Here is a 26,904-nt window from a genome sequence, read left to right as displayed (position 1 = left end):
GCCCTCGGCGCGCAGCCAGGCGGCGGTGCCCTGACTGCGCCGGTGGCCGGCCTGACAGACGGCGATCGACGGCTGGCCGCCGAGTTGTGGCGCGAGGGCGGCCAAAGCCTGGTCATCGACCCGGGTGGCACCAGGGAGCAGTCGCGGATCGGCGGCGAAATCTTCCTCGGACCGCACGTCGAGCAGAAGCGGCGCGCGCGGGGTTCCGATGATGCGGGTGAGTTTGTCGAATGAAATGGCATTGGGCGCAGGCATATGCGTTCCTCCGTCGCCGGGGTTGATGTGGAACGCGATCTTTGGCTGGCGCCTCGTGGGGAGCTCGCAATCCCCATACCCCCAAGTATGAAAAACCGATGATTGCCGTCAAGTCGAAAGGGTTGAGCCTGCGGCCTTTGATCGGCCCATCAGCTGCAACGAAGACCGGGTAGCTGAAGTGATGTCCCGTCGCAGATGCTTGTTTGGCATCTGCGACGGGTTCGAATGGTCAGTTGCCAAGATGCGACTAGAGCATCCGCTTCATCTCCGAATAGGCCCCCGTCGCACGCAAGGTGACGGTTACGTCGGCCTCGGTCCGGTTCCGCCAGAACCAGCCGTGATTGCCGGTGAAAGCGGCTTCGAGCACACCCTCCTGTTCCGGCACACCTCGGCCCTGCTCGTAGGAGACCGATTGACCGCCGCCGTCGCCATGCGTGTCGTAATTGACGACCGCGCCATTGGCTGTCCAATGAAACCGCGCTTGCGCGCCCTGTTCCATGACCAGCTTAATCTCTGCGCCCTGGCCAGGCGTGAGCGTGAAGGAAACTTCATCCCGCCATTCGGATGCCGGCACCGCCTGCTCAGTCGGTTGAACCGCTGGCGTTGACTCCTGTCCTTGGGAAAGCTGCCCTTCGATCAGCCCGGCCAGCGGATCGCCGGATGCCGGGGCCGCCGGGACGCCAGCAGCGAGACCCTGGAGGGCAGCCTCGATCCTGTCTAGGCGGGCAACCAGATCGGCATTTGCGCTGGCAGCAGTGGCTGCCGCATCCTGTGCGGCCTCTTCGGCAAGCTGCATCTTGATCTCGCCCATTTGCGTCAGGCCCAGCACACTGCCGACGCCGGTGGGATCGACGCCGTATTCGGATGGGAGCACCACGAAGCCCAGAATGGCCACAGCGGTAATGCTTGCGATCCAAGTGGAGCGCTTGAGTTGCGCCGAGCTCGGCAGGTCCGCCCGGCGGGGAAGGTCGGTGTTATACATTTATCACTCCTTTCAGGCGGTGGGCGCAAAGAAAAATCCGGCGATCTGGTAGCCGGTGAGCACCAACCCGGCGACCATCATCGCCACGTTCATGGTGTAGGCGTGCCTCCAGAAACTCGGCTTTCGGCGCCAGTAGCTTATGACGATCAGGATCGCGAACAGTGCCAGGAGCTGACCGATTTCGACGCCCACATTGAAGGCGAGCAAATTCGGCACCAGGCCGTCCGGAGAGATCTCGTATTCGATGATCTTGGTCGAGAGTCCGAAGCCGTGGAAGAAACCGAAGATCAGCGTCGCGGCCTTGGTGTTGGGCTGGAAACCGAACCAGCGCTGATAGGCTCCCATATTGTCGAGCGCCTTGTAGACCACCGACAGGCCGATGATCGCGTCGATGATGTAGCTGTTGATGCCGATGTTGAAATATACGCCAGCCAGCATGGTCACCGAATGGCCAATTGCGAACAGGCTGACATAGGTGGCGATGTGCTTGGGCCGGTAGAGGAAGAAGATCACGCCAAGCAGGAACAGGATATGGTCGTAGCCCGTGACCATGTGCTTGGCGCCAAGGTAGATGAAGGGGATCAGGTGAATCCCGGTGATCTCCTGGATATAGCCTTTGTCGCCTTCGGCAACGGCATGCGCAAAGGCGGGATGTGTGAATAGTGCCGTCCCCCCAAGGACGGCGAGCGTGATGAGGGCAGACCATCCGCGCTTAACGCGCAGCGGACCCTCGCGGAAAGGTCGGTGCATGGAAACTCCAATCGTCGTCGTTGACTGTGGCCGGATGCGCGGCCGCGATCAGGCGAGGACGATCAGCTTAGGTGGACGTTCAAGCCGATAGCTTGCGCCGATATGTGCCGCCTGTGGCGCCACCGTGATCCAGGCTGGAAGCAAGGTTTGCAACGCCGGCCCGCCGCCGGGAGGCGCCGTGGGCGTCTCGTGCGAATGGTCGGCGGGATTATGGCCATGCGTGTGGCCCTGTTCGCGATCAGTAACTTCGTCGTGGCTGTGCCCATGCTCGGCGATCTCAGCTTCGAACTGGGCGAGCCGCTCGGTGGCAAGGAAGAGCTGATCGCGGGATGGCAAGTACGTGGCATGGGGCAGCAGCGAGCCAAACGCCATTGCAAATGCAATGGCGAGGCAGAGAACTGATCTGCTGAGCTGCCCGGACATGATTAACGGTTTGTCACCAAAACCTTAAAAAACCGTTGTTGCCGAGCACGAGGCGCATGATGCATTCTGTTGCCGTATCCTCTACGGGGGGATAGGATAAATCCATGAACGAGATTGTTGAACCACACCAATCCCACCCGCACATCGTCAAACGATTGCGGCGCGCCGATGGCCATCTTCGTGGCGTCATCGAGATGATCGAGGCCGGCCGTTCGTGCCTTGACATCGCCCAGCAGCTTCACGCCGTGGAGAAGGCCATCGCCCAGGCAAAGAAGACACTGATCCATGATCACCTCGATCACTGCCTTGAGAAGGCGGTAGGGCCGCTCGACCGGGAGCGCCGCAGCTCGGTCGACGCGTTCAAAGAGGTCGCAAAATACCTCTAATGCTAACGATCCTAGAAAACCGGACCTACCGCCATCTCTTCCTCGCCCAGGTGACCGCCTTGATCGGAACCGGTCTCCTCACTGTGGCGCTGGGGCTGCTCGCCTTTGAACTGGCGGGCGAAAACGCCGGGGCCGTGCTCGGCACCGCGCTTGCCATCAAGATGATTGCCTATGTGGGTGTCGCGCCGATCGCGTCAGCTTTCACGGAGCGTATTTCCCGGCGTGCCATGCTCGTCGCGCTGGATCTCGTGCGCGCAGCCGTCGCGCTGTTCCTGCCGTTCGTCACGGAGATCTGGCAGATCTATGTGCTGATCTTCGTCCTTCAGTCCGCCTCGGCCGGGTTTACGCCGACCTTTCAGGCGACGATCCCCGACATCCTGCCCGACGAGAAGGAATATACGCGCGCGCTGTCGCTTTCCCGGCTCGCCTATGATCTCGAAAGCCTGATCAGCCCGATGCTAGCGGCCGCGCTGCTCGCTTTCATGACCTTTCACAACCTGTTCGTGGGTACAGTCGTCGGCTTCCTCATATCGGCGGCACTTGTCCTGACAGTCACTCTGCCAACCCCGAAACCATCGCAGCCACGCGGAATCTATGACCGCATGACTCGGGGCATCCGCATCTATCTGGCCACGCCTCGTCTGCGCGGCCTGCTGGCGATCAACCTTGCCGTCGCGTCCGCCGGCGCTTTGGTGATCGTGAACACGGTCGTGTATGTGCAGGCTGCCTTCGGCCTCGACCAGCAGGCGACAGCCCTAGCGCTCGCGGCGTTTGGCGGCGGATCGATGGTCGCAGCCCTGGCGCTGCCGCGACTGTTGGAGCGGATACCGGACCGGAGCGCCATTCTTGCAGGAGCAGGCATCCTTGCCACGGGCACATTGCTGGCTGGGGCATTGCCGGGATATGGTTGGCTGTTGCCGCTCTGGTTCGTACTTGGTCTCGGTTACTCGACAGCCCAGACGCCGTCCGGACGACTGCTTCGGCGTTCCGCTAATCCCGAGGACCGCCCGGCGCTGTTTGCCGCGCAGTTCGCTCTCTCACATGCCTGCTGGCTATTTACCTACCCCTTCGCGGGCTGGACCGGCGCAACGCTTGGTCTTGCTCCAACCGCGGCGCTGCTGGCAGCACTTGCCGGCGCAGCCATCGGTCTGGCGCTTGTCCTTTGGCCGGCCTCCGACCCGGAGGTTCTCGAGCATCGCCATGACGAACTGCCCTCCGATCATTCGCATCTCGAAGACGCACCATCACGCCGCCATGCGCATCGATACGTGATCGACGACCTCCATCCTTCGTGGCCAACGCGAGGATGAGCACCGCCTGGGCAATCTATCACCAGTTGGTGGCGCTGCAGCGCGAGATTTATCTGGCATTTGGCGACCGCATCGGCCAGTTCGCGTCAACTGGCGACTGGAGTTTGCTCGCGGCCTATTTGCCCATGGGTATCGTGTTCGGGGCGGCCCATGCGCTGACCCCGGGGCACAGCAAGGCGGTGCTGGCCACCTACCTCACGGGATCGACGGCGACGATGCCGCGAGGCCTTGCGATTTCGCTGATCCTGTCATCTGTCCATGTTTCCATGTCGGTCGTCATCGTGCTGGCCGCGCTGCCGCTTGTATCAGTAACGCTTGGCAGTGTCGGAAGCGCTCCGCTCCTCGAAAATCTTAGCCGCGGCCTTCTCGGCCTGATCGGCATCTGGATGCTCTGGCAGGGTGTTCGCGGTGTTCCGCACCAACATCAAGGACAAGGGCTGGCTGTCGGGTTTGCCGCCGGATTAATTCCTTGTCCCCTGACCCTCTTTATTATGACCTTCGCGGTCACGCGCGGCGTGCCGGAAGCAGGTGTGGCCTTCGCCTTCGTCATGATCATCGGCGTCGGACTGGTCCTTGCGACAGTCGCACTGGCGGCGATTCTGTTCCGTCAGCAGCTGATCCGGCTGCTGGCCTCCCGGCCGACGGTGGTCGACCGCGTCACCCGAACGATCCAGGTCACGGCCGGAATTATACTGATGCTCGTGGCCGTCAACGCAACAGCGGACGGTTGATTATGGCTTTTGGCCGGAAAGTGAACACCCACCGCGACCTCGATTGGCGCCGCGTCATAGGTGAACACCCGGGGAGCAAACACCGACAACTGTTCCCAAGAGCGCGGCGACCTTGCCCCCTACAAACTTCCAACCGGCAGCACGAAAGGGGAACGGCGTCGTAGAGCCAAGGATACAAATGGTAGCGGTTCGAATTGAACCCCCGCTGGAATTTTCGAAACTAAATCAGTCAATTGACAGGGTTGCCGCATAAACACAAGCGATATGAAATGAGGGATGAGAAGAATTCTATTAATAAAAACAGTTAGATATGACGAAGGAATGGTAGCGGAGGAGGGATTCGAACCCCCGACACAAGGATTATGATTCCTCTGCTCTAACCGACTGAGCTACTCCGCCCCGGCAGCGCCTCGGGCGCTGCGAAGTGCCGCGGATATAAGGGGCGGGTGGCGGGGCTGTCAAGCAAGCGAAGGCCGGTCGGCGCGGGTTTTTGCCCGCAATGCGCGTTCCCCTCCGTCAGGCGCCGGCGACATTTCCGGGGTGTGCCGTGCGAGGGTTGAGTTCCGCGGGCCTGCCCATTATGTCTGCGCACGAACCTGCCAACCAGAAAGCCAGATGAAGCCGCGCATCGCCGTTCTCGGATGCGGATATTGGGGATCGAACCATATCCGAACGCTCAAGTCGCTCGGTGCGCTACAGGCCGTGGCGGACGCCAATTCCGCGCGCGCGGAAGGCTTCGCCGCAGAGCATGGCTGTCTTTCGGTCGGCATCGAGGAGATCTTCACGCGCGACGACATCGACGCCATCGTCATGGCGCTGCCGCCGCAGTTCCATGCCGAGGCCGCGATCCGCGCGGTCGAGAACGGCAAGGACGTGCTGGTCGAAAAGCCGATCGCGCTGACCGTCGAGGATGCGACGCGCGCCGTCGAGCGGGCCAGGGCCTGCGGCCGCGTCTTCATGACCGGCCATGTGCTGCGCTTCCACCCCGGCTTCGAGGGGCTGAAGGCGCTGATCGACGCGGGCGAGCTCGGCCGCGTGCGCTACATCCATTCCCACCGTCTCGGCCTCGGCAAGTTCCACACCGAGAACGATGCGCTGTGGGATCTCGCCCCGCACGATTTGTCGATGATCCTCGCCATCACCGGCGCCCATCCGGTCGAGGTGCGCGGCGAGGGGGCGGCGCTCCTCGATCACTTGTCGGATTTCGCGCATCTCCACATGCGCTTTCCCGGCGATCTTCGCAGCCATCTCTTCGCCTCGCGGCTCAACCCCTATCGTGAGCGGCGGCTGACGGTCGTCGGCGAAAAGGCGATGGCGGTGTTCGACGATGTCGAGCCGTGGGAGCGCAAGCTTGCCGTCTATCGCCACGCGATCTGGCGCGACAGCGGCCAGTGGGCGTTCACGATGAACGAGCCCTCCTATGTGCCGGTCGAGCAAGGGATGCCGCTGACGCGCGAATTGCAGCACTTCATCCAGTGCATCGCGACGCGCGAGGAGCCGCGGACATCCGGCGAGGAAGCGATCGGCGTCCTGAAGATCCTGACGGCTGGAACCGTCCTTCACGATTGAGCGGTTTCAGGCTGCCGGAAGGGCCTCGAGCCGTGCCAGCATTTCCTGCGAGCGGCGGCTGCGCTCGGTGCGGGCGATGAAGCCGCCGCCCAGAACGCGCGTTTCGACGCTTTCGTCGGCATAGAGCACGCAGGCTTGCCCCGGCGCGATGCCGGCTTCCCCATCGGCCAGTTCCACGATCGGCTGGCCGTCCCTGACGAACAGCTTCGCCTCGCGCGGCGGGCGCGTGGATCGCACCTTGGCGAAGAGTTCGACGCCCTCGGCCGGCAGATCGGCGAGCGGCGCGTCGCCCAGCCAGTTGATGTCGCGCAGGATGATCCGGTGCGTTTCCAGCGCCTCCTTCGGCCCGACGATCACGCGCGCGCGCGGGGCGTCGAGATGGACGACGTAGAGCGGTTCGCCCGAGGCGACGCCGAGCCCCCGGCGCTGGCCGATCGTATAGCGCAGGATGCCGTCGTGACGGCCCAGATGCCGGCCGTCGACATGGTAGATGTCGCCGGGCCGGGCGGCTTCCGGGCGCAGCTTGGAGATGATGTCGGCATATTTGCCCTGCGGCACGAAGCAGATGTCCTGACTGTCGGGCTTGGCGGCCACCGTCAGCCCCATGCGCTCGGCCGCCTCGCGCACTTCGCGCTTCGACATGCCGCCGAGCGGGAAGCGCAGGAAGTCTATCTGCTCCTGCGTGGTGGCGAAGAGGAAATAGCTCTGGTCACGGTCCGCATCGACGGGCCTGAACAGGGAACGGTGTGCTCCATTGGCGCGGCTGCGGATGTAGTGTCCGGTCGCCAGAGCGTCGGCGCCAAGTTCCCGCGCGGTCTGCAACAGGTCGGCGAACTTGACCGTCTGGTTGCAGGCCACGCACGGGATCGGCGTTTCGCCGGCGATGTAGCTTTCGGCGAAGGGGTTGATCACCGCCTCGCGGAAGCGCTTCTCATAGTCGAGCACGTAATGCGGGATGCCGAGCTTTTCGGAAACCGCGCGCGCGTCGCCGATGTCCTGGCCGGCGCAGCACGAGCCGGCGCGATGCACCGCCGCGCCATGGTCGTAAAGTTGCAGCGTGATGCCGACGACGTCGTAGCCCTCTTCCTTCATCAGGCCGGCGACGACGGAGGAATCGACGCCGCCGGACATGGCGACGACGACGCGCGTGTCTTCGGGACGCTTGTCGAAATCGAGGCTGTTCATTGGGCGGCTCATGCGTCTTGGCTAATCGATCCGGATTCAAGGTCCGGGCGGTCGGGCTCTATATAGGCGAGCCGGACAGGGGCTGCCAACAGCCCCGCGCGACGCAATCGCCCACTCGTTAAGATTCGAAGTTCCGGCGAAAGACGGCGTTCACGAAGGTTACGGTAGGCTTACCGGTGATTTAGCCCTTTCTTAAAGCTGTGGCGGTAGTGTGGCCGTCGATTGGGTCTTTGATGTTGTAGAGAGTACGATGACCGATCTTATGAGACCGCGTGTCAAATATGTAATCGGGCCGGACGGCAGCCCGTTGACGATTGCCGATCTGCCCCCCAGCAACACGCGTCGCTGGGTCATTCGCCGGAAGGCCGAGGTCGTGGCTGCCGTTCGCGGCGGGTTGCTGAGCCTCGACGAGGCTTGCCAGCGATACAAGCTGACCGTCGAGGAATTCCTGTCCTGGCAGGCGTCCATCGACGATCATGGTCTTGCCGGCCTGCGCACCACGCGCATCCAGCAATACCGTCACTGACAAGAGCGGTATGAACTTGACGAAACGCCCGGCCTGCCGGGCGTTTTGTCGTTTCGCAGCCCTTGTCAACCTGAATATGGGCTGAACGGTGCTGTTCAAGGGCGATTTGGCGCGTTGCGGCTAGTGTCCGGTCATCGTCAACCGATCAAAGGAGATCACCGATGACCATGCTTACGAAAACCCGCTTCACCGCCATGGCCCTTGCCGCGACCATGCTGGGCGGACTGGCGGTCGCCACGCCCGCTTCCGCCCAGCGCGATGGCTTCCAGGCCGATCGTATGACGGCAACCTCGCAGATCAACCAGGTCGCCCGCGACTATGGCTATGCCGACGTCGTCCATGTCGAGCAGTCGAAGAAGCATCTCAAGGGCTATACCCGCGATGCCGACGGCAATCGGGTCGAGATCAAGATCGACCGTTGGGGCAATCTCAACGAGATCGAGGTCGAGTATGGCTGGCGTCAGCCGAGCTGGGGCGGTTTCGCCAGCGAAGCCGAGATTCGCCGCAACATCGAGGCGGCCGGCTATTCGATGCTCTATCTCGCCGATCGCAAGAAGAACCACTACGCAGTGATGGCCGAGAATTCCCGCGGCGAGGTGGTGGAACTTCATGTCAGCCATGGCGGCCAGGTCTACAAGTCGAAGCTGAAGCCGATGGCATTCGGCCAGGGCTTTGCCCAGCGCGGCGGATTCGACCGTGCCGATCGCGGCCCGCATGGTGAAAACCGCGACAGCCGTGGCCCGCGCCATGAGCGCAACGACCGCGGCCCGCGCCATGAGCGCGGTGGCGATCGCCGGAGCTGATCGCGTCCTACGTCGTCATTCGTTTCGCGTAACGACGAGAGCCCGTTCCCGGCGAAGGCCGGGGCGGGCTTTGTCATGCCAGTTATCGAAGGTCAGCCGGTCGCGGCCCGGCCGGCATAGTCGGTGTCGCGGTTCCGGTTGTCGAGCGCTTCGGCCTTGGCAAGCTCGGCTTCGGTTTCCGTGAGCGCCTCTTCGGCGGCGCTGCGCTGCGACAGGAGGTCGTTGCGCGAATTGTGCAGATTGTCCCGGCGCTGGCGTGCGGCCTTGGCGAAGGTGGGGTAGGCGAAATGGTTGATGTCCGTGATGCCCGCCTTCTTCTCTTCCGACGTGATCTGTGCGTCGAGTTCGCCAGCCATCCGGTCGAATTCGGCGATCATCATGTCGAGCTGGAGCAATTGCTTGCGCTTTTCGCCGACCTGAAACTGCTTGAGCCGGACCAGGTTCTCACGTGACTTCATCATTCAACGCTCCCGAAACGCCACCTGCACGGGTGAATCGTCATCGTTACTTTTTTCTTCGCGACCGCTTCGGATCGCGCATGACGGTAACCATTCGTTTACGTGCATTGTTAATCATAGGGACGAGGACTTAAGGCGGGGTAAAAATTCGCACATGAAGTCACGGACCCAAAGCGCCTTTCCATGAGTCGCTTGCGGGGGAATTCTGAAGTTCTGATTCACGGTGCGATCAGCCGATTAGCCTTTTTGAATCAGGTTGCTACGACGAACTGCTGAATAATGCTCGGGCCTCTTGCCAGCGGGAATCAGAGTTTGTTAACCATTTCGGTGGCATCCTGCGATTCAGGCAAATCAACGCTTCGGTGCCGAGCTGACGGGGCTGTTGGCGGAGAAGGGGAATGAAATGCGCGTTTTGCTGATTGAAGACGACAGTGCGATCGCACAGAGCATCGAATTGATGCTCAAGTCGGAAAGCTTCAACGTCTACTCGACCGATCTGGGCGAAGAGGGTGTCGACCTCGGCAAACTCTACGACTACGACATCATTCTTCTCGACCTGAACCTGCCGGACATGTCCGGCTACGAGGTGCTGCGCACGCTGCGGCTCTCCAAGGTCAAGACGCCGATCCTCATCCTCTCCGGCATGGCCGGCATCGAGGACAAGGTGCGCGGCCTCGGCTTCGGCGCCGACGACTACATGACCAAGCCTTTCCACAAGGACGAACTCGTCGCCCGCATCCACGCCATCGTGCGCCGCTCCAAGGGTCATGCCCAGTCGGTCATCACGACGGGCGACCTGATCGTCAATCTCGACGCCAAGACGGTCGAGGTCGGCGGCCAGCGCGTGCATCTGACGGGCAAGGAATACCAGATGCTCGAACTGCTCTCGCTGCGCAAGGGCACCACGCTCACCAAGGAAATGTTCCTCAACCACCTTTATGGCGGCATGGACGAGCCGGAACTGAAGATCATCGACGTCTTCATCTGCAAGCTGCGCAAGAAGCTCGACCTCGCCTCGGGCGGCCAGAACTACATCGAGACGGTCTGGGGCCGCGGCTACGTGCTGCGCGAGCCCGAGGAAATGCGCGTCAGCGCCTGATCGGAACTCTCTCCTGAATACAGGGAACCCGGCCTCGCGCCGGGTTTTTTGTTTTCTCGTTCGTCGGCGGTCGCTTCCCGCAATGCCTGGATCAGTCGCGCTTCGGTTCCATGCGTTCATGCAGGAGGCGAATGGTTGGCATGACAAATCTCCCTGCCTCCGATTAGGTCGGTCATTGGCAAGACTTGTCAATCCGCCGGTGGGCCTCAAGCGGCCATCTGGATTTCGCGGAACCGCTCCAGCAAAATCGGCCGGTTGAAGGGCTTGAGAATATAGCCTTTGGCGCCTGCGCGCTTGGCGCGCATGATGGCGCCGACGTCGAATTCGGTCATGCAGATGACGATGCGCGGCTTGACCGCACCGGGCAGGGCCATCGCCTGGCGGATGAAATCCACCGTCGCCATGTCGGGAAGCTGGGCGTCGACGACGATGATGTCGGGCATTTCGGCAGCGCAGATCGACAGGGCTTCGCGGCCGTCGCAGGCTTCGACGACGGCCATTTCCGGGGTCGCGAGGATGCGCTTGGCGACCTTACGGATGACGTTGGAATCGTCCACGATCATGCAGCGCTTCATCCCGAATTCCCTTCCGTCCATCGATCGGCCCCCGCCTTGTGTGTCAGGACGACGCTACGCGGACCGGGTAAAGAAGCGGGTAAGCGGTTGGCTGAATTTTGGGTTAATTTACGCCTGTTCGGCCGTCAGAACGATGTCCTCGGCGCCGGCGCGGATACTGATCTCCATGCCGGCCTCGCGGGCCAGCAACAGCGTGTAATAGGCCTGGACCGAATGCGCGTCGATCGCTTCTTCCGGCTTGTGGCCGGAATGCATCTCGAGAAACTTTGCCGGCACGCGCATCATCGACCCCTTCGCCGTCAACGTGAAGCGCGGCTTGGCGTGAAGGTTTTCGAGATGGACGGTGATCTTGCCGCCGCGCGGAATGCCGCCATTGGCCACGAGCAGCAGGTTGAGGATCAGCTTGACGGCGTTCTTGGGCAGAAGCGCGCGCTCGCCGGTCCATTCGAGTTCGGGTTTCTCGTTCTTGAGAAACGCCTTGGCGACCGATTCGGCGTCGCCGGTATCGATCTGCATTCCGGCCGAGCCGGCGGCGCCGAAGGCGATGCGGGCGAACTGGAGTCTGGCCGACGCATTGCGCGCGCTGGTGCGGATCAGATGCATGGCGTCTTCGTCGGCACCGCCCTCGTCGAGAAGTTCGAGGCCGTTGTTGATGGCGCCGACCGGCGAGATGACGTCATGGCAAACGCGGCTGCACAAAAGCGCGGCAAGATCGGTCGCGGTCAGCGTGAAGAGTTCGGACATGCAATCGGCCCCTCGTTTCGTATGCGATAGTCTCGGATGGACCGCCCGAAGGTCGCGGCGCGCGAATCGCGCCACCGTCATCCTCAGCCGTCGTGGCACAGCCCGCCGCGTGCATCAAGAAAGCAGCCCGGTCGGCCGGCCTTACCTTTCCTTAAGCCTGTCGGGTTACCGTTCCTTAAACGTAAACGCGCCGCGACCGGATTACGACCGGCGCGCGGCGCCGGCTTCTTACGGAGGTTCGCCATGAGATCGCATATGCAAGCAGCTCTCCTTTCGCGCCTGTCGATCGTGATCGCCATTTTCGCCGCGCTCATCCTGGCCGCCGCGCCGGCCCGCGCCAATCAGCCCTACACGGCGCAGGAAATCATCGATTCGGGCCACCAGTTCTTCGGTTCCACCTCCGGGGGCCTCGCGACCGTGGTCGAGCAGATCTTCCAGAGCTACGGCCTGCCCAATGGCTATATCCTCGGCGAGGAAGCAGGCGGCGCCTTCATCGGCGGGCTGACCTATGGCGAGGGCACGCTTTACACCAAGAATGTCGGCGACCACCGCGTGTATTGGCAAGGGCCATCCGTCGGTTGGGACGCGGGCGGGCAGGGCTCGCGCACCATGGTCCTCGTCTACAATCTCGATGCGGTGCCGAGCCTTTACGGCAAGCGCTATGCGGGCATTGCCGGCTCGGCCTATCTGGTCGCCGGCCTCGGCTTCAACGTCATGAAGCACGGCAACATCCTGCTTGTGCCGGTGCGTACCGGCGTCGGCGCGCGGCTCGGCGTCAATGTCGGCTATCTCAAGGTCACGCAAAGCCCGACCTGGAACCCGTTCTGACCCGAGGAACGCGGCCATCAACAGTCTTGCGGCGGTGAACCGCCGCAAATTGCGCGCAAGACTTGATCAGAACGCGATCAGGGTCCACCACGTCAGTATCGTCATCGGGCCGTCCATGGAAAAGCGTTTGTGATCCAGACCTTCTTGTTCTTCGGCCTCGGTTTTCTGACCGCAGCCTTCATCGGCCTCCTCTTCGCCCCGGCGCTGCGGCGGCGCACCGAGCGCCTGACGACGCGCCGCATCGAGGCGCGTCTGCCGCTGACGCGGGAAGAAATCCAGGCCGACAAGGATCGTATCCGCTCGGAGGCGGCGCTGAAGCAGCGCAAGGTCGAGATCGAACTGAAGGCCGCGCGGGCGCGCATCGCCGAACAGATGGTCGAGCTCGATCGCCAGCGCCAGGCGCTCGGCTCGAGCGGCGACGTGGTTCTGGCGCGCGACACGCGCATTGCCGAGCTGGAAGCCGAAATCGAGGCGATGCGCGCCACGATCGCCGCCCATGACGAGAAGGTAGCGCATCTGGAGGACCGGCTCGTCTCCGAACATGCTGTTGCCTTCAGTCGCAAGAGCGAACTCGACCGGCTGTCGGCACTCTACGAGGATGCCAGCCTGACCGCCAGCAGCCGGCAGATCGAGATCGTCGCGCGCGAGACCGAGATCGACCGCCTCGCCACCGATCTTGCCGCGCTGCGCAACCAGCGCAACGAGACCGAGCGCAAGCTGCGCGACGTGACCGCCGACAACAAGGCGACGCGCGAGGCGCTCAAGGTCGAGACGCGCAAGGCCGAGGACGCCAATCGCCGGATCGAGCGGCTTCTGGCCGACCTGTCCGATCGCGAGGACCGGCTGGAACGGCGCGAAAAGGAGATCGCGCGGCTCAGGGGCAATGCGCGCGCGTCCGACGAACCGGATGCGGCGGACAAGATCGCCGCCGAACGCGACCGGCTGGAAAAGAAGCTCGCCACGCTGACGCGCGAGAACAAGAAGCTGAAATCGCAGGCCGCCTCGTCGAAACCGGCTCCCGAGGACGACGCGAAGCTGCGCGACCTGCTCCATCAGCTCGCCGCCGAGATGGTCAATCTGACAGCCACGCTCGAAGGTCCGCAATCGCCCATTCGCAAGGCCATCGAGGCGGCGCAGGCATCGGGCGAGGGGCTCCCGGTCAGTCTTGCCGAGCGGATCCGGGCGCTGCGCGAGGCGTCCGAGCGCGCGCGCTCAGTTCCGGCCGAGCCGGCGCAGCCTGTGGAGCGCAATGGCTGAGGCGGCGGCGACGTTGAGGCTGTCGAAATCGGCCTCCATGTCGATGCGCACGCGCCGCATCCGCGCCATCAGATCGTCAGGCAGGCCCGGACCTTCCGCGCCCAGATAGATCGCCTGACGGCCCCCCGGCACCACGTTGGCGAGATCTTCGGCATTGCGCGGGGTCATCGCCAGTTGCGCGAAACCCGCCGCCACCAGTTGGTCGAACATCGCGCCCGCATCCGGCAGGACCGCATAGGGCACCTTCAACGCCGCGCCGACCGAAACGCGGATCGCCTTGCGGTAGAGCGGATCGCAACTTGCCGCGTCGAGCAGCACCGCATCGGCGCCGAGCGCGGCGGCATTGCGGAAGATCGCGCCGACATTGTCGTGATTGGCGATGCCGACGAGCGCCACCACCAGCGCGTCGCGGGGCAGGGCGGCAAGCATTGCGTCCGGTGCTTGGCGCGCGGGTTTCCTGCCGATCGCCAATATGCCGCGATGGATGTGGAAGCCGGCGATCGCGTCCATCGTCGCCTGGTCGGCGACATAAAGCGGCACGTCGGCGGGTTTCGCCGCCAGCGTGCCGGCCATGCCGGGGAGCCGCCTGTCGAGGATCAGGACGGATTCGACCTCGAACCGCCGCGCGGCGAAGAGCACGTTCAGCACCACTTTGCCTTCGGCGACGAAGCGGCCTTCGCGGCCGACGAGGTCGCGCTCGCGCACGTCGCGATAGGCGGCAATTCGTGGGTCGTCGGGATCGGTGATGGAAATCGGCGCCATCGCCGGCTTATTCCACTCCGGCCAGCCGGCGTCCAGTCCGGGGGGGCCGCTTCAACTGGCCTGACGGTCGTCGTGCAGTTCGGAGTTCTGGCGGCGCTTGGGCGCGCTGCCGTAAATGCGTTCCATCGTATCGAGCAGGAGTTCGACGGCCGAGGAATCGCAACTGTAGAAAATCGTCTGCCGGTCGCGCCGCGTCTGGACGAGATCCATGGCGCGCAGCTTCGCAAGATGCTGCGACAGCGCCGACTGGCTCAGCGACACTTTTTCTGCAATCGCGCCCACGGAAAGCTCGGCCTCGTGCAGGTGGCACATGATCGCGAAGCGTTTCTCGTTGCCCAGGACGCCAAGCAGCCCGGCGGCCTTGCCGGCATTCCTGACGAGTTCATCGGATACCATCCTACCCCTCGGTAATTCGAAGAGAATTTTGCCGATAACGTCCGGCGGGCACGCAGGTTGCGCGCGGTCACGAAACTTTGCATCAATTGATGGAAAGGAGCGCGCTCAGATCTCGCTCGCCGCGCGGGCCGTAATGGCCATTTCGACGAGCCTGTCGCGCATCTGGCCGGCGGCAACCAGCGGTTCGGGAAAGAACACGCGTGCCGCGCGGTCGCCCGCCATCAGGTCGAACCCGTCAGGGTCGATCCCGGTCATCGCCCAGTCGAGCGGCTCGGCGATGCCGGCAAAATGCTTCGCGTAGAGCGCGATCGCGTCGCGATGATCCGCGTTCATATGCGCCACCGCGCCAGGTCCGGTGCGTTCGAGGTCATGTGCGACCGCCGCATCGCTCATCAGATCGTCGCCCGCAAGCCTGTATGCCTTGCCGAAGCCGCCATTGAGGCTCGCTTCCTCCGGCTCCAGCCGGAAATAGGAGAAATCGGTAAAATCGGCATAGAGTGCCGCCTTGGGATGCCGGGCGAGGAAGCGCTGCGCGATCGCGGCATGGTCGTCCGTGCCTTGCGCGACCTTGCGCGCGCGGCATTTCAGCGTCATGCGCGGATGGGCGAGCGGATCGCCCTTGCCGGTCTCGCCGAGGAGCAGAGCGCAACGCTCGTCCTCCAACAGTCCGCCCGTATGCGCCGACAGTTCCGAGACGAGGATCAAAGGCCGCCCGGCGCAATCCGTCGCCACCGAGACGCGGCTGGCGAGCGGCCAGCCGCTGCCGGGTTCCAGCACGGACAGCGCCGCGTGGCGCGCGGCGCGCAGCAAGGTCTTGCCGAGCCGGATCGCCTCGTCGTCGGTGGGGCGCAGCACTTCCTTCTTCGCCTCCGCCATGTCAGCCGATGACCTCGGCGCGCATCAGTTCGTCGATCCGGTCGGCCGCCACGCCGAGGCTTGCCAGGCTGTCCGCAGCGTTGCCGTCGCCCATCGCCGCGACCTCGCCGGGCGTGCGGGAAAATCGCGGGGCAGGGCGCGGACGCGTCATCTTGCCCTTTGCCGCAAAGACGTTGCGGGCGACATTGTGCGGATGCCGCGTCGCCTCGGCAAGCGACAGGACGGGTGCGACGCAGGCTTCGGTCGGCTCGAAGATCGCCGCCCACTCGTCGCGCGTTTTTTCCCGGAACCGCGCCGCGATCGCCGCGCGCATCCCGCCCCAGGACGACAAATCGTACTGCCTTGAAACGAATGCCGTATCGAGCGGCAGGAGCCGTGCGAATTCGGCGAAGAACTGCGGTTCGAGGCAGCCGACCGCGACATGCCTGCCGTCCGCCGTCTCGTAGGTGTCGTAGAAGGGGGCGCCGGTGTCGAGCAGGTTGGAGCCGCGCCTGTCCTTCCAGAAGCCGGTGGCAAGGAAGGAATGGAACGGCGCGGTCAGCATCGCCACGCCGTCGATCATCGCCGCGTCCACCACCTGCCCCTTGCCGGAAATCCCGCGCTCGACCAGCGCCGCCAGCAGCCCGGTCAAAAGGAACATCGTCCCGCCGCCGAAATCGGCCACCAGGTTGAGCGGAGGGATCGGCTTGCCGTCCTTTTCGCCGATCGCGTGCAGTGCGCCCGAATAGGCGAGGTAGGTGATGTCGTGGCCGGCGCGGTCGGCAAGCGGTCCATCCTGACCGAAGCCCGTCTGCCGCGCGAAGACCAGCTTCGCATTGCGCTTCATGCAGACATCCGGCCCGAGGCCCAGCCGTTCCATGACGCCCGGGCGGAAGCCCTCGATCACGACATCGGCGCCGGCGATCAGGTCGAGCACCAGCGCGGTGCCGCGTGGGTCCTTCAGATCGACCTTGACGATGTCGCGTCCGTGCCGGTCGAGATCGAATTCGGGCGGAACATGCAGGAAGCTTCTCGCCTTCGCCTTGCGCTCGACGCGCACCACGCGCGCGCCGAGCTCGGCCAGCATCAGGCCGGCGAGGGGGACGGGGCCGAGCCCGGCCATCTCGATCACGGTGAGGCCGGCAAGCGGTCCGTCGCGCCTTTCCTCCCCCACGCCGGGCGTCCTTATTTCGGCGCCATGCGGATGGCGCCGTCGAGGCGGATCGTCTCGCCGTTCAGCATCTGGTTCTCGACGATGTGGACAGCGAGCGCGCCATATTCGGCCGGCTGGCCGAGGCGCGGCGGGAACGGCACCTGCTGGCCGAGCGACTTCTGCGCCTCTTCGGGCAGGCCGGCGAGCATCGGCGTCATGAAGATGCCGGGCGCGATGGTGCAGACGCGAATCCCCGAACGGGCGAGGTCGCGCGCGGCCGGCAGCGTCATGCCGACGACGCCGCCCTTCGACGACGCATAGGCGATCTGGCCGATCTGGCCGTCATAGGCGGCGACGGAGGCGGTGTTGACGATGACGCCGCGCTCGCCGCTTTCCATCGGCTCGAGGTTCTGGCAGCGGTCGGCCATCAGGCGGATCATGTTGAAGGTGCCGATCAGATTGACCTCGATCACCTTGCGATAGGCGTCGAGCGGGTGGACGCCGTCCTTGCTCAGCGTCTTCATCGCGATGGCGATGCCGGCGCAATTGATCAGGATGCGCGGCTCGCCGAGCTTTTCGGAAACCTCCCTGAAGGCTGCTTCGGCGGCTTCGGCGCTCGACACGTCGCACTTGACCGCGATGCCGCCGATCTCGGCCGCCACTTCCTCGGCCCGTTTCATCCCGACGTCGAAGATCGCGACCTTGGCGCCCTTGGCCGCCAGCGCGCGCGCCGTCGCTTCGCCGAGACCCGAACCGCCGCCGGTGACGACGGCGACGTGACCTGATGGGTTCATCAATTTCCCTCCGAAAATGTTATGAGTCAAAACAATCGATCCCCATCTTAGCTGGCCGACCGGAACGCGCGCAAGCGTCCGCGCCGGTTGACGCAGGGCGAGATCGGCGATCGGGCTGCTTCGGCCTGAAGTTGAACGGCGCTTTGTCTTTGTTGGATCTGACATGGAGAAGAACTCATCAATCCTGACAAAAAACCAAGTCCGTTCAACAAGTTCAGGCTGCCGTGAAAACCGGCCATGACCAGTCAAGTTTCACCAATTCTTAGCAATTCGCCCGCTTCCTGCTGTCAATTGATAGTCTTTGGGGGTGAAGACGATGCAAGCATTTGCGCAGGACAAAAGCGGTTCCTATGCCATCTTGATGGGGGTGTTGTCGGTGCCGCTCGTGCTGGCGGCCGGCTTCGGCGTCGACATCACGATGGCCAACCGCCAGCAGGCCGCGTTGCAGCAGGCGATGGACTCGGCGGTCCTGGCCGGTGCGCGTTATCTGCCTTCGGGCGATAAGGCCGCCATCGACGCCGCCAATGCCTTCTTCGCCGCCAATGCGACGCTGATCGGCGCAAGCGGGACCAACAGCTACAGCCAGTCCTTCGAGGTGCGCGACGGTGTCCTTCACGGCAGCGTGGACTACAAGTCGCCGACCTATTTCATGCAGCTTGCCAATTACGACGCCATCGATCTGTCGGCGCGCTCGGCGGCGGGCGCATCGGGCGGCGGCATGGAACTGGTTCTGGTCCTCGATGTCTCCGGTTCGATGAAGAGCAAGGGCAAGATCGAGGCGCTTCGCTCGGCGAGCCTGAAGCTGATCGACACGATCTATGGCGACAATGCCACCTTGCCCAACACCTGGGTCGGCGTCGCGCCGTTCTCCGGCCGGGTGAACATCCTCGATTACGAGAATGGCTGGATCGAGGAGCTGGATCCGAAGGAAAAGGAAAAGGGCAAGGGGAAAGGAAAGGGCAAGGGTAGAGGCAAGGGCAGCGGCAAGAAAAGCCAGACCATTGCGGGTGCTGCTCCCGGCTGCCCCGATCTGCGCTCTGAAGAAAACCGGCAGAACGACGCGCCGCCGGACGTAGAGACCTTCCCGCCCTTCACCCATGACGAGAAGGTTTGTCCCGGACCGAGGGCGCTGGGGCTGACTGCGAACAAGGCGCAGGTGCGCGCGCTCCTGTCCTCGCTTTATACCGGTCACGGCACGAGCACGCAGGAGGGCATGGCCTGGGGTTTCCGGATGCTGTCGCCGAAATGGCAGGGCGAATGGGGCAATCCCAATCTGCCGCTTTCCTATGCCGACACGCCGCGCAAGATCGCCGTGATCATGACCGATGGCGAAAACAATCCGCACCAGGCGGGCGACGACTTCTCGCGCGACACGTCAAACCAGATGCTGCTCGAGACCTGCTCGCTGATGAAGGCGAACGACATCACGATCTACTCCATCGCCTTCGACATGGGCAATTCGCTGACGACGCTCTATCAGTCATGTGCGTCGAAGCCCGAATATCACTACGACGCGCTTTCGAACGCGGCGCTGATTTCGGCCTTCGAGACGATCGGCCAGGAGATCAACAAGGGCGATCTGCGACTGATCTATTGATCGAAGAGACGAGGCCGGTCTATTTCCGGGAGGGCGCGACCGGCGTATCCTTGCCGGCTGCGTCCCCTGGCGGGCGCAGGTTCCGGGAGGTTGACATGGAACGCCTGTACATCGACTGCCGAGAGTTTCCCAGCGACATGAAGTGCACGGTCGCGATCGCCGCCGACAGTGAGAGGGAACTGGTCGACGCCGCCGTCCAGCACGCGGTCGCCGTCCATGGCCATCACGACACGCCGGAGTTCCGCTCCGAAATCCGCAAGGCCATTCACAAGGGCAATCCGCCGGCCAGCGTCGCCGCGTAGAGCTTGGCGCTCAGCGTCGGATCACCGCCTTCAGAACGTCGCGTACGCCGATCGAGCCGACGAAGCGCGACTGCTCGTCGAACAGGGCGACGGGCGCCGTCGCCGAGCGGTGCATTGCGGCCATCACGGTCTTGAGCGGCGTTCCCGGCGAGGCCCAGAAGACCTGCGGCTTGTCGGCCGGCAGGTTCTCCATGTTCTCGCACGACACCCAGATCGCCGGCACGCCGTTGCGCTCAGCATCGACGACGAGCATGTTCTCGTCGAACTTGAAACGCGTCGTGTGCCGGCGATCGAGCCACAGCCAGTCGTCGCCGGCCGCATCGAGGTCGCGCGCGTCGCGCATGATGTTCCACGCCGTCAGCACCGAGAGCGGGTTCACGTTTGCGATGAAGTCGCGGACATAGTCGTTTGCCGGCGCCAGCACGATCTCCTCGGGCGCGCCGGTCTGGACGATCCGCCCGCCCTCCATGATCGAGATCGTGTTGCCGATCTTCAGCGCCTCCTCGAGGTCGTGGCTGACGAAGAGAATGGTCTTCTTCAGCTTGTCCTGAAGGTCGAGAAGTTCGTCCTGAAGCTTGGTGCGGATCAAGGGGTCGAGCGCGGAGAAGGGTTCGTCCATCAGGAGAATCGGCGCATCGGTCGCAAAGGCGCGGGCAAGGCCGACGCGCTGCTGCATCCCGCCCGACAATTCATGCGCATATTTGTCGGCCCATTGCGTCAGCCCGACGAGGTCGAGCTGGGCGGCGACGCGCTCCTTGCGCTCCTTCGACGGCACGCCCGCCAGTTCGAGGCCGAAGCCGACATTTTCCGCCACCGTGCGCCAGGGAAGCAGCGCGAATTGCTGGAACACCATGGCCACGCATTCGCGGCGGATCCGGCGCAGCTTGGTCGGCGCGCAGCTCACCACATCCGCCTGCCAGTCCCCGTCATGGACGATCACCGCGCCGCGCGTCACCTGATTGAGCCCGTTGACGGCGCGCAGAAGCGTCGACTTGCCCGAGCCCGAAAGCCCCATCAGAACGGAAATCTCGCCCTGGTTCACCGTGAGGTCGGCTTGACAGCAGCCGAGCACGGCGCCGGTCTTCTCCAGAATCTCAGATCGGCTCGCGCCCGCGTCGAGCAGAGGCAGCGCGGCGCGCTGTTCGGCCGGCGTGCCGAAGACGATGTCGACGCGGCGGAATTCGACGGCGGTGCTCATTTCGTCTTCTCCTGGCCGATCCGCGCCATCCGGTCGAGGATGATCGCCAGCACCACGATGGCGAGCCCCGCTTCCAGGCCGAGCGGGATGTTGACCGTGTTCAGCGCCCGCACGACCGGCCGTCCGAGACCGTTGGCGCCGATCAGCGCCGCGATCACCACCATCGACAGCGACAGCATGATGCACTGGGTCAGCCCGGCCATGATCGTCGGCAGCGCGGAGGGCAGTTCCACTTTCCACAAGAGCTGGCGCCGCGTCGCGCCGAAGGCTTCTCCGGCTTCCAGCATCGGCTTGGGCACGGATTTGATGCCGAGATAGGTGAGCCGAATGGGGGCGGGGGAGGCGAAGATGATGGTCACGATCAGGCCCGGCGCGATGCCGAGGCCGAAAAGGATCAGAACCGGGATCAGATAGACGAAGGTCGGCAGCGTCTGCATCAGATCGAGCACCGGCTGGAGCCAGGCATAGACGCGGTCGTTGTGCGCGGCCCAGATGCCGATGGGCACGCCGATCGCCATCGACACGGTGGCGGCCGAGACGACCAGGACGAGCGTCTGCACCGTCTCGGACCAGAGGCCCTGGTTGATGATGAAGAGAAGCCCCGCGATGACGCCCAGCGCCAGTTTCCAGGAGCGTTTCAGCGCGAAGGCGAGGGCGGCGATCGCGAGCACGACGACGACCGGTGGGAACCACATGATGAGGTTCACCATCGCGTCCAGAACCGTGCGCAAACCGTTGGAAACGGAATCGAAAAACCAGGCGAAATTGTCGATCAGGAAATCGAAGAGCGTCTGGCCCCAGCGCCCGACAGGTATCTTCTCGCTCGCCACCCAATCCGAAACCGGATCCATCGCTCATCCCTCGCGGTTCAAACGCGAAGCGGCCGGATGTTTCCGGCCGCTTCGAAATCACATGTTCGCCGGACTAAAGCCCGAGTTCGGCGCGCACGGCGGCTTCGCCGTCCTCCCCGTCCAGCGTCATCACGCCTTCGAGCCACGGCGTCAGCGCGTCGGGGTTGGCCTTCAGCCATTCGGTCGCGGCGGCCTCAGGGTCGGCGCCGTCGTCGAGGATCGCGCCCATGATCTCGTTCTCCATCTCCAGGGAAAAGACGAGATTGGTCAAGAGCTTGCCGACATTCGGGCATTCTTCGGCGTAACCGGCGCGCACATTGGTATGAACCGTCGCGCCGCCGAAATTCGGACCGAACACGTCGTCGCCGCCTTCGAGATATTCCATCTCGATATTGGCGTTCATCGGATGCGGCTCCCAGCCCAGGAAGACGACGTCCTGCTGGGAGCGCGCCGCGCGCGTCACCGCCGAGAGCATCCCCGCTTCCGAACTTTCGACGACCTCGAAGCCCGACAGGCCGAACTGGTCGGCTTCGATCATGTCGAGGATCAGCCGGTTGCCGTCATTGCCCGGCTCGATGCCGAGGATCTGGCCGTTCAGGTCGTCGCTGAACTCGGCGATCTTGTCGAAGCTCGTCAGGCCCTTGTCATAGGTGTATTTCGGCACGGCGAGCGTGTATTTCGCGCCTTCCAGATTGGTCACCAGCGTTTCCACCGAGCCGTCCTCGCGATAGGGCGCGATATCGGCTTCCATGGTCGGCATCCAGTTGCCGAGGAAGACGTCGATGTCGCCGTTCTTGAGCGAGGCATAGGTCACCGGTACGGACAGAACTTGCACGTTCGTGTCGTAGCCAAGCGCTTCCAGCAGAACCGTCGCCATGCCGGTCGTCGCCGTGATGTCGGTCCAGCCGACATCGGAAAAGCGCACTGTCTGGCAGGATTGCGGGTCCTGTGCGAGCGCCGCTCCGGCCGAAAGCGCGGTCGAAAGGGCAAGCGTCGTGAGGAATGTGCGGGTACGCAACATCGAATTCGTCTCCCATCGGGTTTAATGGAAAACCGCTTGGACTGCGGTCTTTCACGGGTTGCTAAAACCAAACATCATTTCCACGATGATTCAAGAACCATGTCGAAAAGCCTGAAATTGCACATGTGCAGCTCTTTTTCGTGGACGGTTGCGCGGCCGCACTCCCATAGTGGCGGCCAACCGGCCTAAGAGGGGCGATGGCCAAGCTCTATTTCCACTATTCGGCGATGAATGCCGGCAAGTCGACGCTGCTCTTGCAGGCGTCCTACAATTATCGCGAGCGCGGGATGCGCACCGCCATCTTCACCGCCGCGCTCGACGACCGCGCCGGCGTCGGCCGCATCGCCTCGCGGATCGGGCTTCATGCCGATGCCGAACTCTTTTCGGCCGAGACCGACCTCTTCGCCGTCATCGACGCACTCACCCGCAGCGGGCCGTTGCACTGCGTCTTCGTCGACGAGGCGCAGTTCCTGTCGGAAGATCAGGTCTGGCAGCTTGCCCGCGTCGCCGACCGGCTCTCCGTACCGGTCATGTGTTACGGGCTGCGCACCGATTTTCGCGGCGAACTCTTTCCCGGCTCCAGAGCGCTGCTCGCCATCGGCGACGAATTGCGCGAGGTGCGCACCATCTGCAAATGCGGGCGCAAGGCCACCATGGTCGTGCGGCTCGGGCCGAACGGGAAGGTGCTGCATGAAGGCGATCAGGTCGCCATCGGCGGCGAGGATCGCTACGTCTCCTTGTGCCGGCGCCACTGGGAGGAAGAGATGGGCCGCCTGCCGCCGGAAGACTTGGTCGGCTTTGCCGGTGAATAGTGAATGGTGAATTGTGAATGGGAAGCGTGGACAGCCTCGCGACCTGTCGAATAAGGCTTGCATGGCGTTCTGGCCTTCGCAACCTTCCATTCACCATTTTCCCTGTCGCATTCCGTGCATTGCGCGGCTTTATTGAGACGGCGCGCACCAGCGGCAACCGCCATGAATTCGAACCGAAGCGCGCGGCGCGAGCCCGTCGCGAACAGAACCGACGAATAAGCCTCCTGGGGGATTACCAATGGCCGAAGTGAAATCCGACATCGCGATTGCGCGCGCCGCGAACAAGAAGCCGATCATGGAGATCGGCGCGAGCCTGGGCATCCCGCACGAGCATCTCCTGCCCTATGGCCACGACAAGGCGAAGGTCTCGGCCGACTACATCAAGTCGATCAAGGACAACCAGGACGGCAAGCTGATCCTGGTCACCGCGATCAACCCGACGCCGGCCGGCGAAGGCAAGACGACGACGACGGTCGGCCTCGGCGACGGTCTCAACCGCATCGGGAAGAAGGCCGTCGTGTGCATCCGCGAAGCCTCGCTCGGGCCGAATTTCGGCATGAAGGGCGGCGCGGCGGGCGGCGGCATGGCGCAGGTCGTGCCGATGGAGGACATGAACCTCCACTTCACCGGCGACTTCCACGCCATCACCACGGCGCACAATCTTCTGTCGGCTTTGATCGACAACCACATCTACTGGGGCAACGATCTCGGCATCGACCAGCGCCGCGTCGTGTGGCGCCGCGTGATGGACATGAACGACCGCGCGCTGCGCCAGATCACCTGTTCGCTGGGTGGCGTCGCCAACGGTTTCCCGCGCGAGGCCGGCTTCGACATCACGGTCGCCTCCGAAGTCATGGCGATCCTGTGCCTGGCCAAGGATCTCGCCGATCTGGAAAAGCGGCTCGGCGACATCATCGTGGCCTATCGCCGCGACAAGTCCCCCGTCTATGCGCGCGACCTCAAGGCCGATGGCGCGATGGCGGTCCTGCTCAAGGATGCGATGCAGCCCAACCTCGTCCAGACGCTGGAGAACAACCCGGCCTTCGTCCATGGCGGCCCGTTCGCCAATATCGCGCATGGCTGCAATTCGGTCGTGGCGACCACGACCGCGCTCAAGCTGGGCGATTATGTCGTCACCGAGGCCGGCTTCGGCGCCGATCTCGGCGCGGAGAAGTTCTTCGACATCAAGTGCCGCAAGGCCGGCTTGAAGCCCGCCGCGGCGGTCATCGTCGCCACGGTCCGCGCGATGAAGATGAATGGCGGCGTCAAGAAGGACGACCTCGGCACCGAGAATGTCGAGGCGGTGAAGAAGGGCTGCGCCAATCTCGGCCGCCACATCGAGAATGTGCGCCAGTTCGGCGTGCCGGCGGTGGTCGCGATCAACCACTTCCATTCCGACACCGACGCCGAGATCCAGGCGTTGAAGGACTATGTCGCCTCGATGGGCGAGGAGGCGGTCCTGTGCAGGCACTGGGCGCAAGGCTCGGCCGGCATTGAGGATCTGGCTAAGAAGGTCGTCGCACTTGCCGAAGGCGGCGCTTCGCAATTCGCCCCGCTCTATCCCGACGAGATGCCGCTCTTCGACAAGATCAACACCATCGTCAAGCGCATCTATCGCGGCTCGCACGCCATCGCCGACAAGTCGGTGCGCGACCAGCTTCACCAGTGGGAGCAGGCGGGCTACGGCAATCTGCCGGTCTGCATGGCCAAGACGCAATATTCCTTCTCGACCGATCCGAATTTGCGCGGTGCGCCCAACGACCATGTCGTGCCGGTGCGCGAGGTGCGCCTGTCGGCCGGCGCCGGATTCATCGTCGCCATTTGCGGAGAGATCATGACCATGCCGGGCCTGCCAAAATCCCCGTCTTCGGAAAAGATCTTCCTCAATGAGGAAGGTCAGATCGAGGGGCTGTTCTAGGCACCTCGACGATCGTTGCGAAAGGGCGCTCCGGCGCCCTTTTCATATGCGGTGCAAGGCAACGCTCCGCGCCTATATGCGTTTGTGCTCAACAAGGCGGGCGGGGGCGGGGAAGCATGATCTCGAAATGGAACTGGATCTACCGGCTCTTGACGCGCCGACTGTGGTTCCGCAGCACGCTGATCTCGCTGCTCGCCGTTCTTTCGGCCCTGCTCGCGGTGTTTCTCGGGCCCTACATTCCCTATGAAATCTCCGCCTCCATCGGGGCGGAGGCGGTCGACAACATCCTGACCATCATCGCCTCGTCGATGCTGGCGGTGACGACCTTCTCGCTGTCGACCATGGTCGCCGCCTATTCGGCCGCGACGACCAACGTCACGCCGCGCGCCACCAAGCTTCTGCTGCAAGACCCGACGTCGCAAAACGTCCTGTCGACCTTCGTCGGCTCGTTCCTCTACAGCCTCGTCGCGATCATCACGCTCTCGATGGGCGCCTATGGCGATCGCGGCCGCGTGATCCTGTTCGTGGTCACGATCTTCGTCGTGCTTCTGATCGTCGCCACGCTTCTGCGCTGGATCGACTATCTGACGCGGCTTGGGCGGGTGGGAGAGACGACCGAAGTGGTGGAGAAGGCGACCGAAGAGGCGCTTCGCACCAGCCGCCGCCAGCCCTATCTCGGCGGAATCCACCTCGCCGGCGAGGACGACATTCCTGCCGATGCCGCCGCGATTCCCGCGCCCTTCATCGGTTATGTCCAGCATATCGACATGGCGAAGCTCCAGGAGATCGCAGAGGAAGCAGGCACGATCATCTATTCGCTGGCCCTTCCCGGCAGCTTCGTCGACGGCCGCCGGCCACTGGTCCGCGTCGCATCGAGCGACAGGGAGGTTCACGCGGCGATTTCACAGGCTTATTCCCTTGCCCGCGAACGCTCCTTCGATCAGGATCCGCGCTTCGGCCTTTCGGTCCTGGCCGAGATCGCGCAGCGCGCACTGTCGCCGGCCATCAACGATCCGGGCACGGCGATCGACGTCATCGGACGCAGCGTCCGGTTGCTCGCGATCTGGGACGAGCCTGAAGAGCGCGATCCGGTCCGCTTCCCGAACGTCCATGTCGCTTCGGTCAAGCTGGCCGAGCTTTTCGACGACGTCTATTCACCGATCGCGCGCGACGGCGCGGCGATCGCCGAAGTGCATGTGCGGCTGCAAAAGGCGTTCGCCGCCCTTGCCGCCTTCGACGATCCCCGCTTCCGCATCGAGGCGGTGCGGCACTCGCGCATGGCGCTTCGCCGCGCTGAAGCTGCCCTTACCCTCGACGAAGACATCGCCGCCGTTCGTGCCGCCGCCGGCGAGGTGCAGGTCTGA

Annotated in this window: 30 protein-coding genes and 1 tRNA gene; 15 read left to right on the top strand and 16 right to left on the bottom strand. The window is 63.7% G+C overall.

Annotated features, from left to right (window positions below; genetic code table 11):
- The 3 genes from PZ895_RS02520 to PZ895_RS02510 all read right to left on the bottom strand — a co-directional run.
- Positions 1-255 (bottom strand): rhodanese-like domain-containing protein (locus PZ895_RS02520; protein WP_345803515.1); only part of this gene is annotated, 255 nt, incomplete at its 3' end.
- A 247-nt stretch (positions 256-502) separates the two neighbouring features.
- A complete protein-coding gene (locus PZ895_RS02515) occupies positions 503-1,237 on the bottom strand; it encodes a hypothetical protein (protein WP_275837446.1) in 735 nt (244 codons plus the stop codon).
- Positions 1,238-1,249: 12 nt separating this feature from the next.
- Positions 1,250-1,987, bottom strand: a complete 738-nt coding sequence (locus PZ895_RS02510; RefSeq protein WP_275837445.1) for a HupE/UreJ family protein — start codon at positions 1,985-1,987, stop codon at positions 1,250-1,252.
- Between the two features lie 216 nt (positions 1,988-2,203).
- Here PZ895_RS02510 and PZ895_RS02505 point away from each other — a divergent pair, with 216 nt between their 5' ends.
- The 4 genes from PZ895_RS02505 to PZ895_RS02490 all read left to right on the top strand — a co-directional run bounded on the left by PZ895_RS02505 (position 2,204) and on the right by PZ895_RS02490 (position 4,837).
- Positions 2,204-2,389: a hypothetical protein gene (locus PZ895_RS02505; RefSeq protein WP_275837444.1), complete on the top strand. Its 186-nt coding sequence runs from the start codon at positions 2,204-2,206 to the stop codon at positions 2,387-2,389.
- A 125-nt stretch (positions 2,390-2,514) separates the two neighbouring features.
- Positions 2,515-2,796, top strand: coding sequence for a metal-sensing transcriptional repressor (locus tag PZ895_RS02500; protein ID WP_275837443.1), 282 nt, complete (start codon positions 2,515-2,517; stop codon positions 2,794-2,796).
- Positions 2,796-4,106, top strand: a complete 1,311-nt coding sequence (locus tag PZ895_RS02495) for an MFS transporter (RefSeq protein ID WP_275837442.1) — start codon at positions 2,796-2,798, stop codon at positions 4,104-4,106. The genes PZ895_RS02500 and PZ895_RS02495 overlap by 1 nt, the downstream gene beginning before the upstream one ends.
- A complete protein-coding gene (locus PZ895_RS02490; protein ID WP_275837441.1) occupies positions 4,103-4,837 on the top strand; it encodes an ABC transporter permease in 735 nt (244 codons plus the stop codon). The genes PZ895_RS02495 and PZ895_RS02490 overlap by 4 nt, the downstream gene beginning before the upstream one ends.
- Before the next feature lie 322 nt (positions 4,838-5,159).
- Here the strand turns inward: PZ895_RS02490 and PZ895_RS02485 are convergent.
- Positions 5,160-5,236: transfer RNA gene (locus PZ895_RS02485), tRNA-Met, on the bottom strand.
- A 216-nt stretch (positions 5,237-5,452) separates the two neighbouring features.
- Here PZ895_RS02485 and PZ895_RS02480 point away from each other — a divergent pair.
- A complete protein-coding gene (locus PZ895_RS02480; RefSeq protein ID WP_275837440.1) occupies positions 5,453-6,406 on the top strand; it encodes a Gfo/Idh/MocA family oxidoreductase in 954 nt (317 codons plus the stop codon).
- A 6-nt stretch (positions 6,407-6,412) separates the two neighbouring features.
- Here PZ895_RS02480 and mnmA read toward each other — a convergent pair whose 3' ends face one another.
- Entirely contained in the window at positions 6,413-7,591 is a 1,179-nt protein-coding gene (mnmA, locus tag PZ895_RS02475) for a tRNA 2-thiouridine(34) synthase MnmA (protein ID WP_275837439.1), read from the bottom strand.
- Between the two features lie 250 nt (positions 7,592-7,841).
- Between mnmA and PZ895_RS02470 the strand changes: the two genes are divergently transcribed.
- Positions 7,842-8,117 carry a DUF1153 domain-containing protein gene (locus PZ895_RS02470; protein ID WP_275837438.1) on the top strand — a complete coding sequence of 92 codons (276 nt, stop codon included), beginning with the start codon at positions 7,842-7,844 and terminating at the stop codon, positions 8,115-8,117.
- Between the two features lie 161 nt (positions 8,118-8,278).
- Positions 8,279-8,920 carry a PepSY domain-containing protein gene (locus PZ895_RS02465; RefSeq protein WP_275837437.1) on the top strand — a complete coding sequence of 214 codons (642 nt, stop codon included), beginning with the start codon at positions 8,279-8,281 and terminating at the stop codon, positions 8,918-8,920.
- Positions 8,921-9,012: 92 nt separating this feature from the next.
- On the opposite strand, the gene PZ895_RS02460 is transcribed toward PZ895_RS02465, so the two are convergent.
- Positions 9,013-9,378: a flagellar export protein FliJ gene (locus PZ895_RS02460; RefSeq protein WP_275837458.1), complete on the bottom strand. Its 366-nt coding sequence runs from the start codon at positions 9,376-9,378 to the stop codon at positions 9,013-9,015.
- A gap of 403 nt (positions 9,379-9,781) precedes the next feature.
- Here PZ895_RS02460 and ctrA point away from each other — a divergent pair, with 403 nt between their 5' ends.
- Positions 9,782-10,477: a cell cycle two-component system response regulator CtrA gene (ctrA, locus tag PZ895_RS02455; RefSeq protein ID WP_024587507.1), complete on the top strand. Its 696-nt coding sequence runs from the start codon at positions 9,782-9,784 to the stop codon at positions 10,475-10,477.
- A 206-nt stretch (positions 10,478-10,683) separates the two neighbouring features.
- Here ctrA and PZ895_RS02450 read toward each other — a convergent pair whose 3' ends face one another.
- Positions 10,684-11,052, bottom strand: a complete 369-nt coding sequence (locus tag PZ895_RS02450) for a response regulator (protein WP_275837436.1) — start codon at positions 11,050-11,052, stop codon at positions 10,684-10,686.
- Positions 11,053-11,160: 108 nt separating this feature from the next.
- Positions 11,161-11,796, bottom strand: a complete 636-nt coding sequence (locus PZ895_RS02445) for a histidine phosphotransferase family protein (RefSeq protein WP_275837435.1) — start codon at positions 11,794-11,796, stop codon at positions 11,161-11,163.
- A 243-nt stretch (positions 11,797-12,039) separates the two neighbouring features.
- On the opposite strand from PZ895_RS02445, the gene PZ895_RS02440 reads away from it, so the two are divergent.
- On the top strand, positions 12,040-12,624 hold the full coding sequence (locus PZ895_RS02440) for an EipA family protein (protein WP_275837434.1): 585 nt from the start codon (positions 12,040-12,042) through the stop codon (positions 12,622-12,624).
- A 129-nt stretch (positions 12,625-12,753) separates the two neighbouring features.
- A complete protein-coding gene (locus PZ895_RS02435; protein WP_275837433.1) occupies positions 12,754-13,881 on the top strand; it encodes a hypothetical protein in 1,128 nt (375 codons plus the stop codon).
- Here PZ895_RS02435 and PZ895_RS02430 read toward each other — a convergent pair.
- The 5 genes from PZ895_RS02430 to PZ895_RS02410 form a co-directional block, all read right to left on the bottom strand.
- On the bottom strand, positions 13,837-14,643 hold the full coding sequence (locus PZ895_RS02430; RefSeq protein ID WP_275837432.1) for an RNA methyltransferase: 807 nt from the start codon (positions 14,641-14,643) through the stop codon (positions 13,837-13,839). The two genes, PZ895_RS02435 and PZ895_RS02430, sit on opposite strands and share 45 nt — an antisense overlap.
- A 51-nt stretch (positions 14,644-14,694) precedes the next feature.
- Positions 14,695-15,039, bottom strand: a complete 345-nt coding sequence (locus tag PZ895_RS02425) for a metalloregulator ArsR/SmtB family transcription factor (protein WP_275837431.1) — start codon at positions 15,037-15,039, stop codon at positions 14,695-14,697.
- A 105-nt stretch (positions 15,040-15,144) separates the two neighbouring features.
- Complete coding sequence (locus tag PZ895_RS02420; RefSeq protein WP_275837430.1) at positions 15,145-15,915, bottom strand: DUF2470 domain-containing protein; 771 nt, start codon at positions 15,913-15,915, stop codon at positions 15,145-15,147.
- 1 nt (position 15,916) lies between these two features.
- The gene (locus PZ895_RS02415; RefSeq protein WP_275837429.1) at positions 15,917-17,068 is read right to left on the bottom strand and encodes a CaiB/BaiF CoA-transferase family protein; all 1,152 of its coding nucleotides are present in this window, start codon (positions 17,066-17,068) and stop codon (positions 15,917-15,919) included.
- An 11-nt stretch (positions 17,069-17,079) separates the two neighbouring features.
- The gene (locus PZ895_RS02410) at positions 17,080-17,841 is read right to left on the bottom strand and encodes a 3-hydroxyacyl-CoA dehydrogenase (RefSeq protein WP_275837428.1); all 762 of its coding nucleotides are present in this window, start codon (positions 17,839-17,841) and stop codon (positions 17,080-17,082) included.
- A gap of 316 nt (positions 17,842-18,157) precedes the next feature.
- On the opposite strand from PZ895_RS02410, the gene PZ895_RS02405 reads away from it, so the two are divergent.
- Together PZ895_RS02405 and PZ895_RS02400 are read left to right on the top strand one after the other, a co-directional pair.
- Positions 18,158-19,438 (top strand): TadE/TadG family type IV pilus assembly protein, encoded by a 1,281-nt coding sequence (locus tag PZ895_RS02405; protein WP_275837427.1) that lies wholly within the window; start codon positions 18,158-18,160, stop codon positions 19,436-19,438.
- A 95-nt stretch (positions 19,439-19,533) separates the two neighbouring features.
- The gene (locus tag PZ895_RS02400; protein WP_275837426.1) at positions 19,534-19,740 is read left to right on the top strand and encodes a DUF1059 domain-containing protein; all 207 of its coding nucleotides are present in this window, start codon (positions 19,534-19,536) and stop codon (positions 19,738-19,740) included.
- 10 nt (positions 19,741-19,750) lie between these two features.
- On the opposite strand, the gene choV is transcribed toward PZ895_RS02400, so the two are convergent.
- The 3 genes from choV to PZ895_RS02385 all read right to left on the bottom strand — a co-directional run bounded on the left by choV (position 19,751) and on the right by PZ895_RS02385 (position 22,810).
- Entirely contained in the window at positions 19,751-20,938 is a 1,188-nt protein-coding gene (gene choV / locus PZ895_RS02395) for a choline ABC transporter ATP-binding protein (protein WP_275837425.1), read from the bottom strand.
- A complete protein-coding gene (choW, locus tag PZ895_RS02390) occupies positions 20,935-21,789 on the bottom strand; it encodes a choline ABC transporter permease subunit (protein ID WP_275837424.1) in 855 nt (284 codons plus the stop codon). The genes choV and choW overlap by 4 nt, the downstream gene beginning before the upstream one ends.
- A gap of 73 nt (positions 21,790-21,862) precedes the next feature.
- Positions 21,863-22,810 carry a choline ABC transporter substrate-binding protein gene (locus PZ895_RS02385; protein WP_275837423.1) on the bottom strand — a complete coding sequence of 316 codons (948 nt, stop codon included), beginning with the start codon at positions 22,808-22,810 and terminating at the stop codon, positions 21,863-21,865.
- A gap of 197 nt (positions 22,811-23,007) precedes the next feature.
- Here PZ895_RS02385 and PZ895_RS02380 point away from each other — a divergent pair, with 197 nt between their 5' ends.
- The 3 genes from PZ895_RS02380 to PZ895_RS02370 all read left to right on the top strand — a co-directional run bounded on the left by PZ895_RS02380 (position 23,008) and on the right by PZ895_RS02370 (position 26,904).
- The gene (locus PZ895_RS02380) at positions 23,008-23,622 is read left to right on the top strand and encodes a thymidine kinase (RefSeq protein WP_275837422.1); all 615 of its coding nucleotides are present in this window, start codon (positions 23,008-23,010) and stop codon (positions 23,620-23,622) included.
- A gap of 238 nt (positions 23,623-23,860) precedes the next feature.
- Positions 23,861-25,540, top strand: a complete 1,680-nt coding sequence (locus tag PZ895_RS02375) for a formate--tetrahydrofolate ligase (RefSeq protein ID WP_275837421.1) — start codon at positions 23,861-23,863, stop codon at positions 25,538-25,540.
- Between the two features lie 116 nt (positions 25,541-25,656).
- Positions 25,657-26,904 carry a DUF2254 domain-containing protein gene (locus PZ895_RS02370; protein WP_275837420.1) on the top strand — a complete coding sequence of 416 codons (1,248 nt, stop codon included), beginning with the start codon at positions 25,657-25,659 and terminating at the stop codon, positions 26,902-26,904.

This window comes from Mesorhizobium sp. YIM 152430 (assembly GCF_029210365.1).
In the GTDB taxonomy this organism is placed as follows: domain Bacteria; phylum Pseudomonadota; class Alphaproteobacteria; order Rhizobiales; family Rhizobiaceae; genus Aliihoeflea.
The sequence above is the reverse complement of the archived record's forward strand: the minus strand, read 5'-3'. Positions and strand labels throughout refer to the sequence as shown.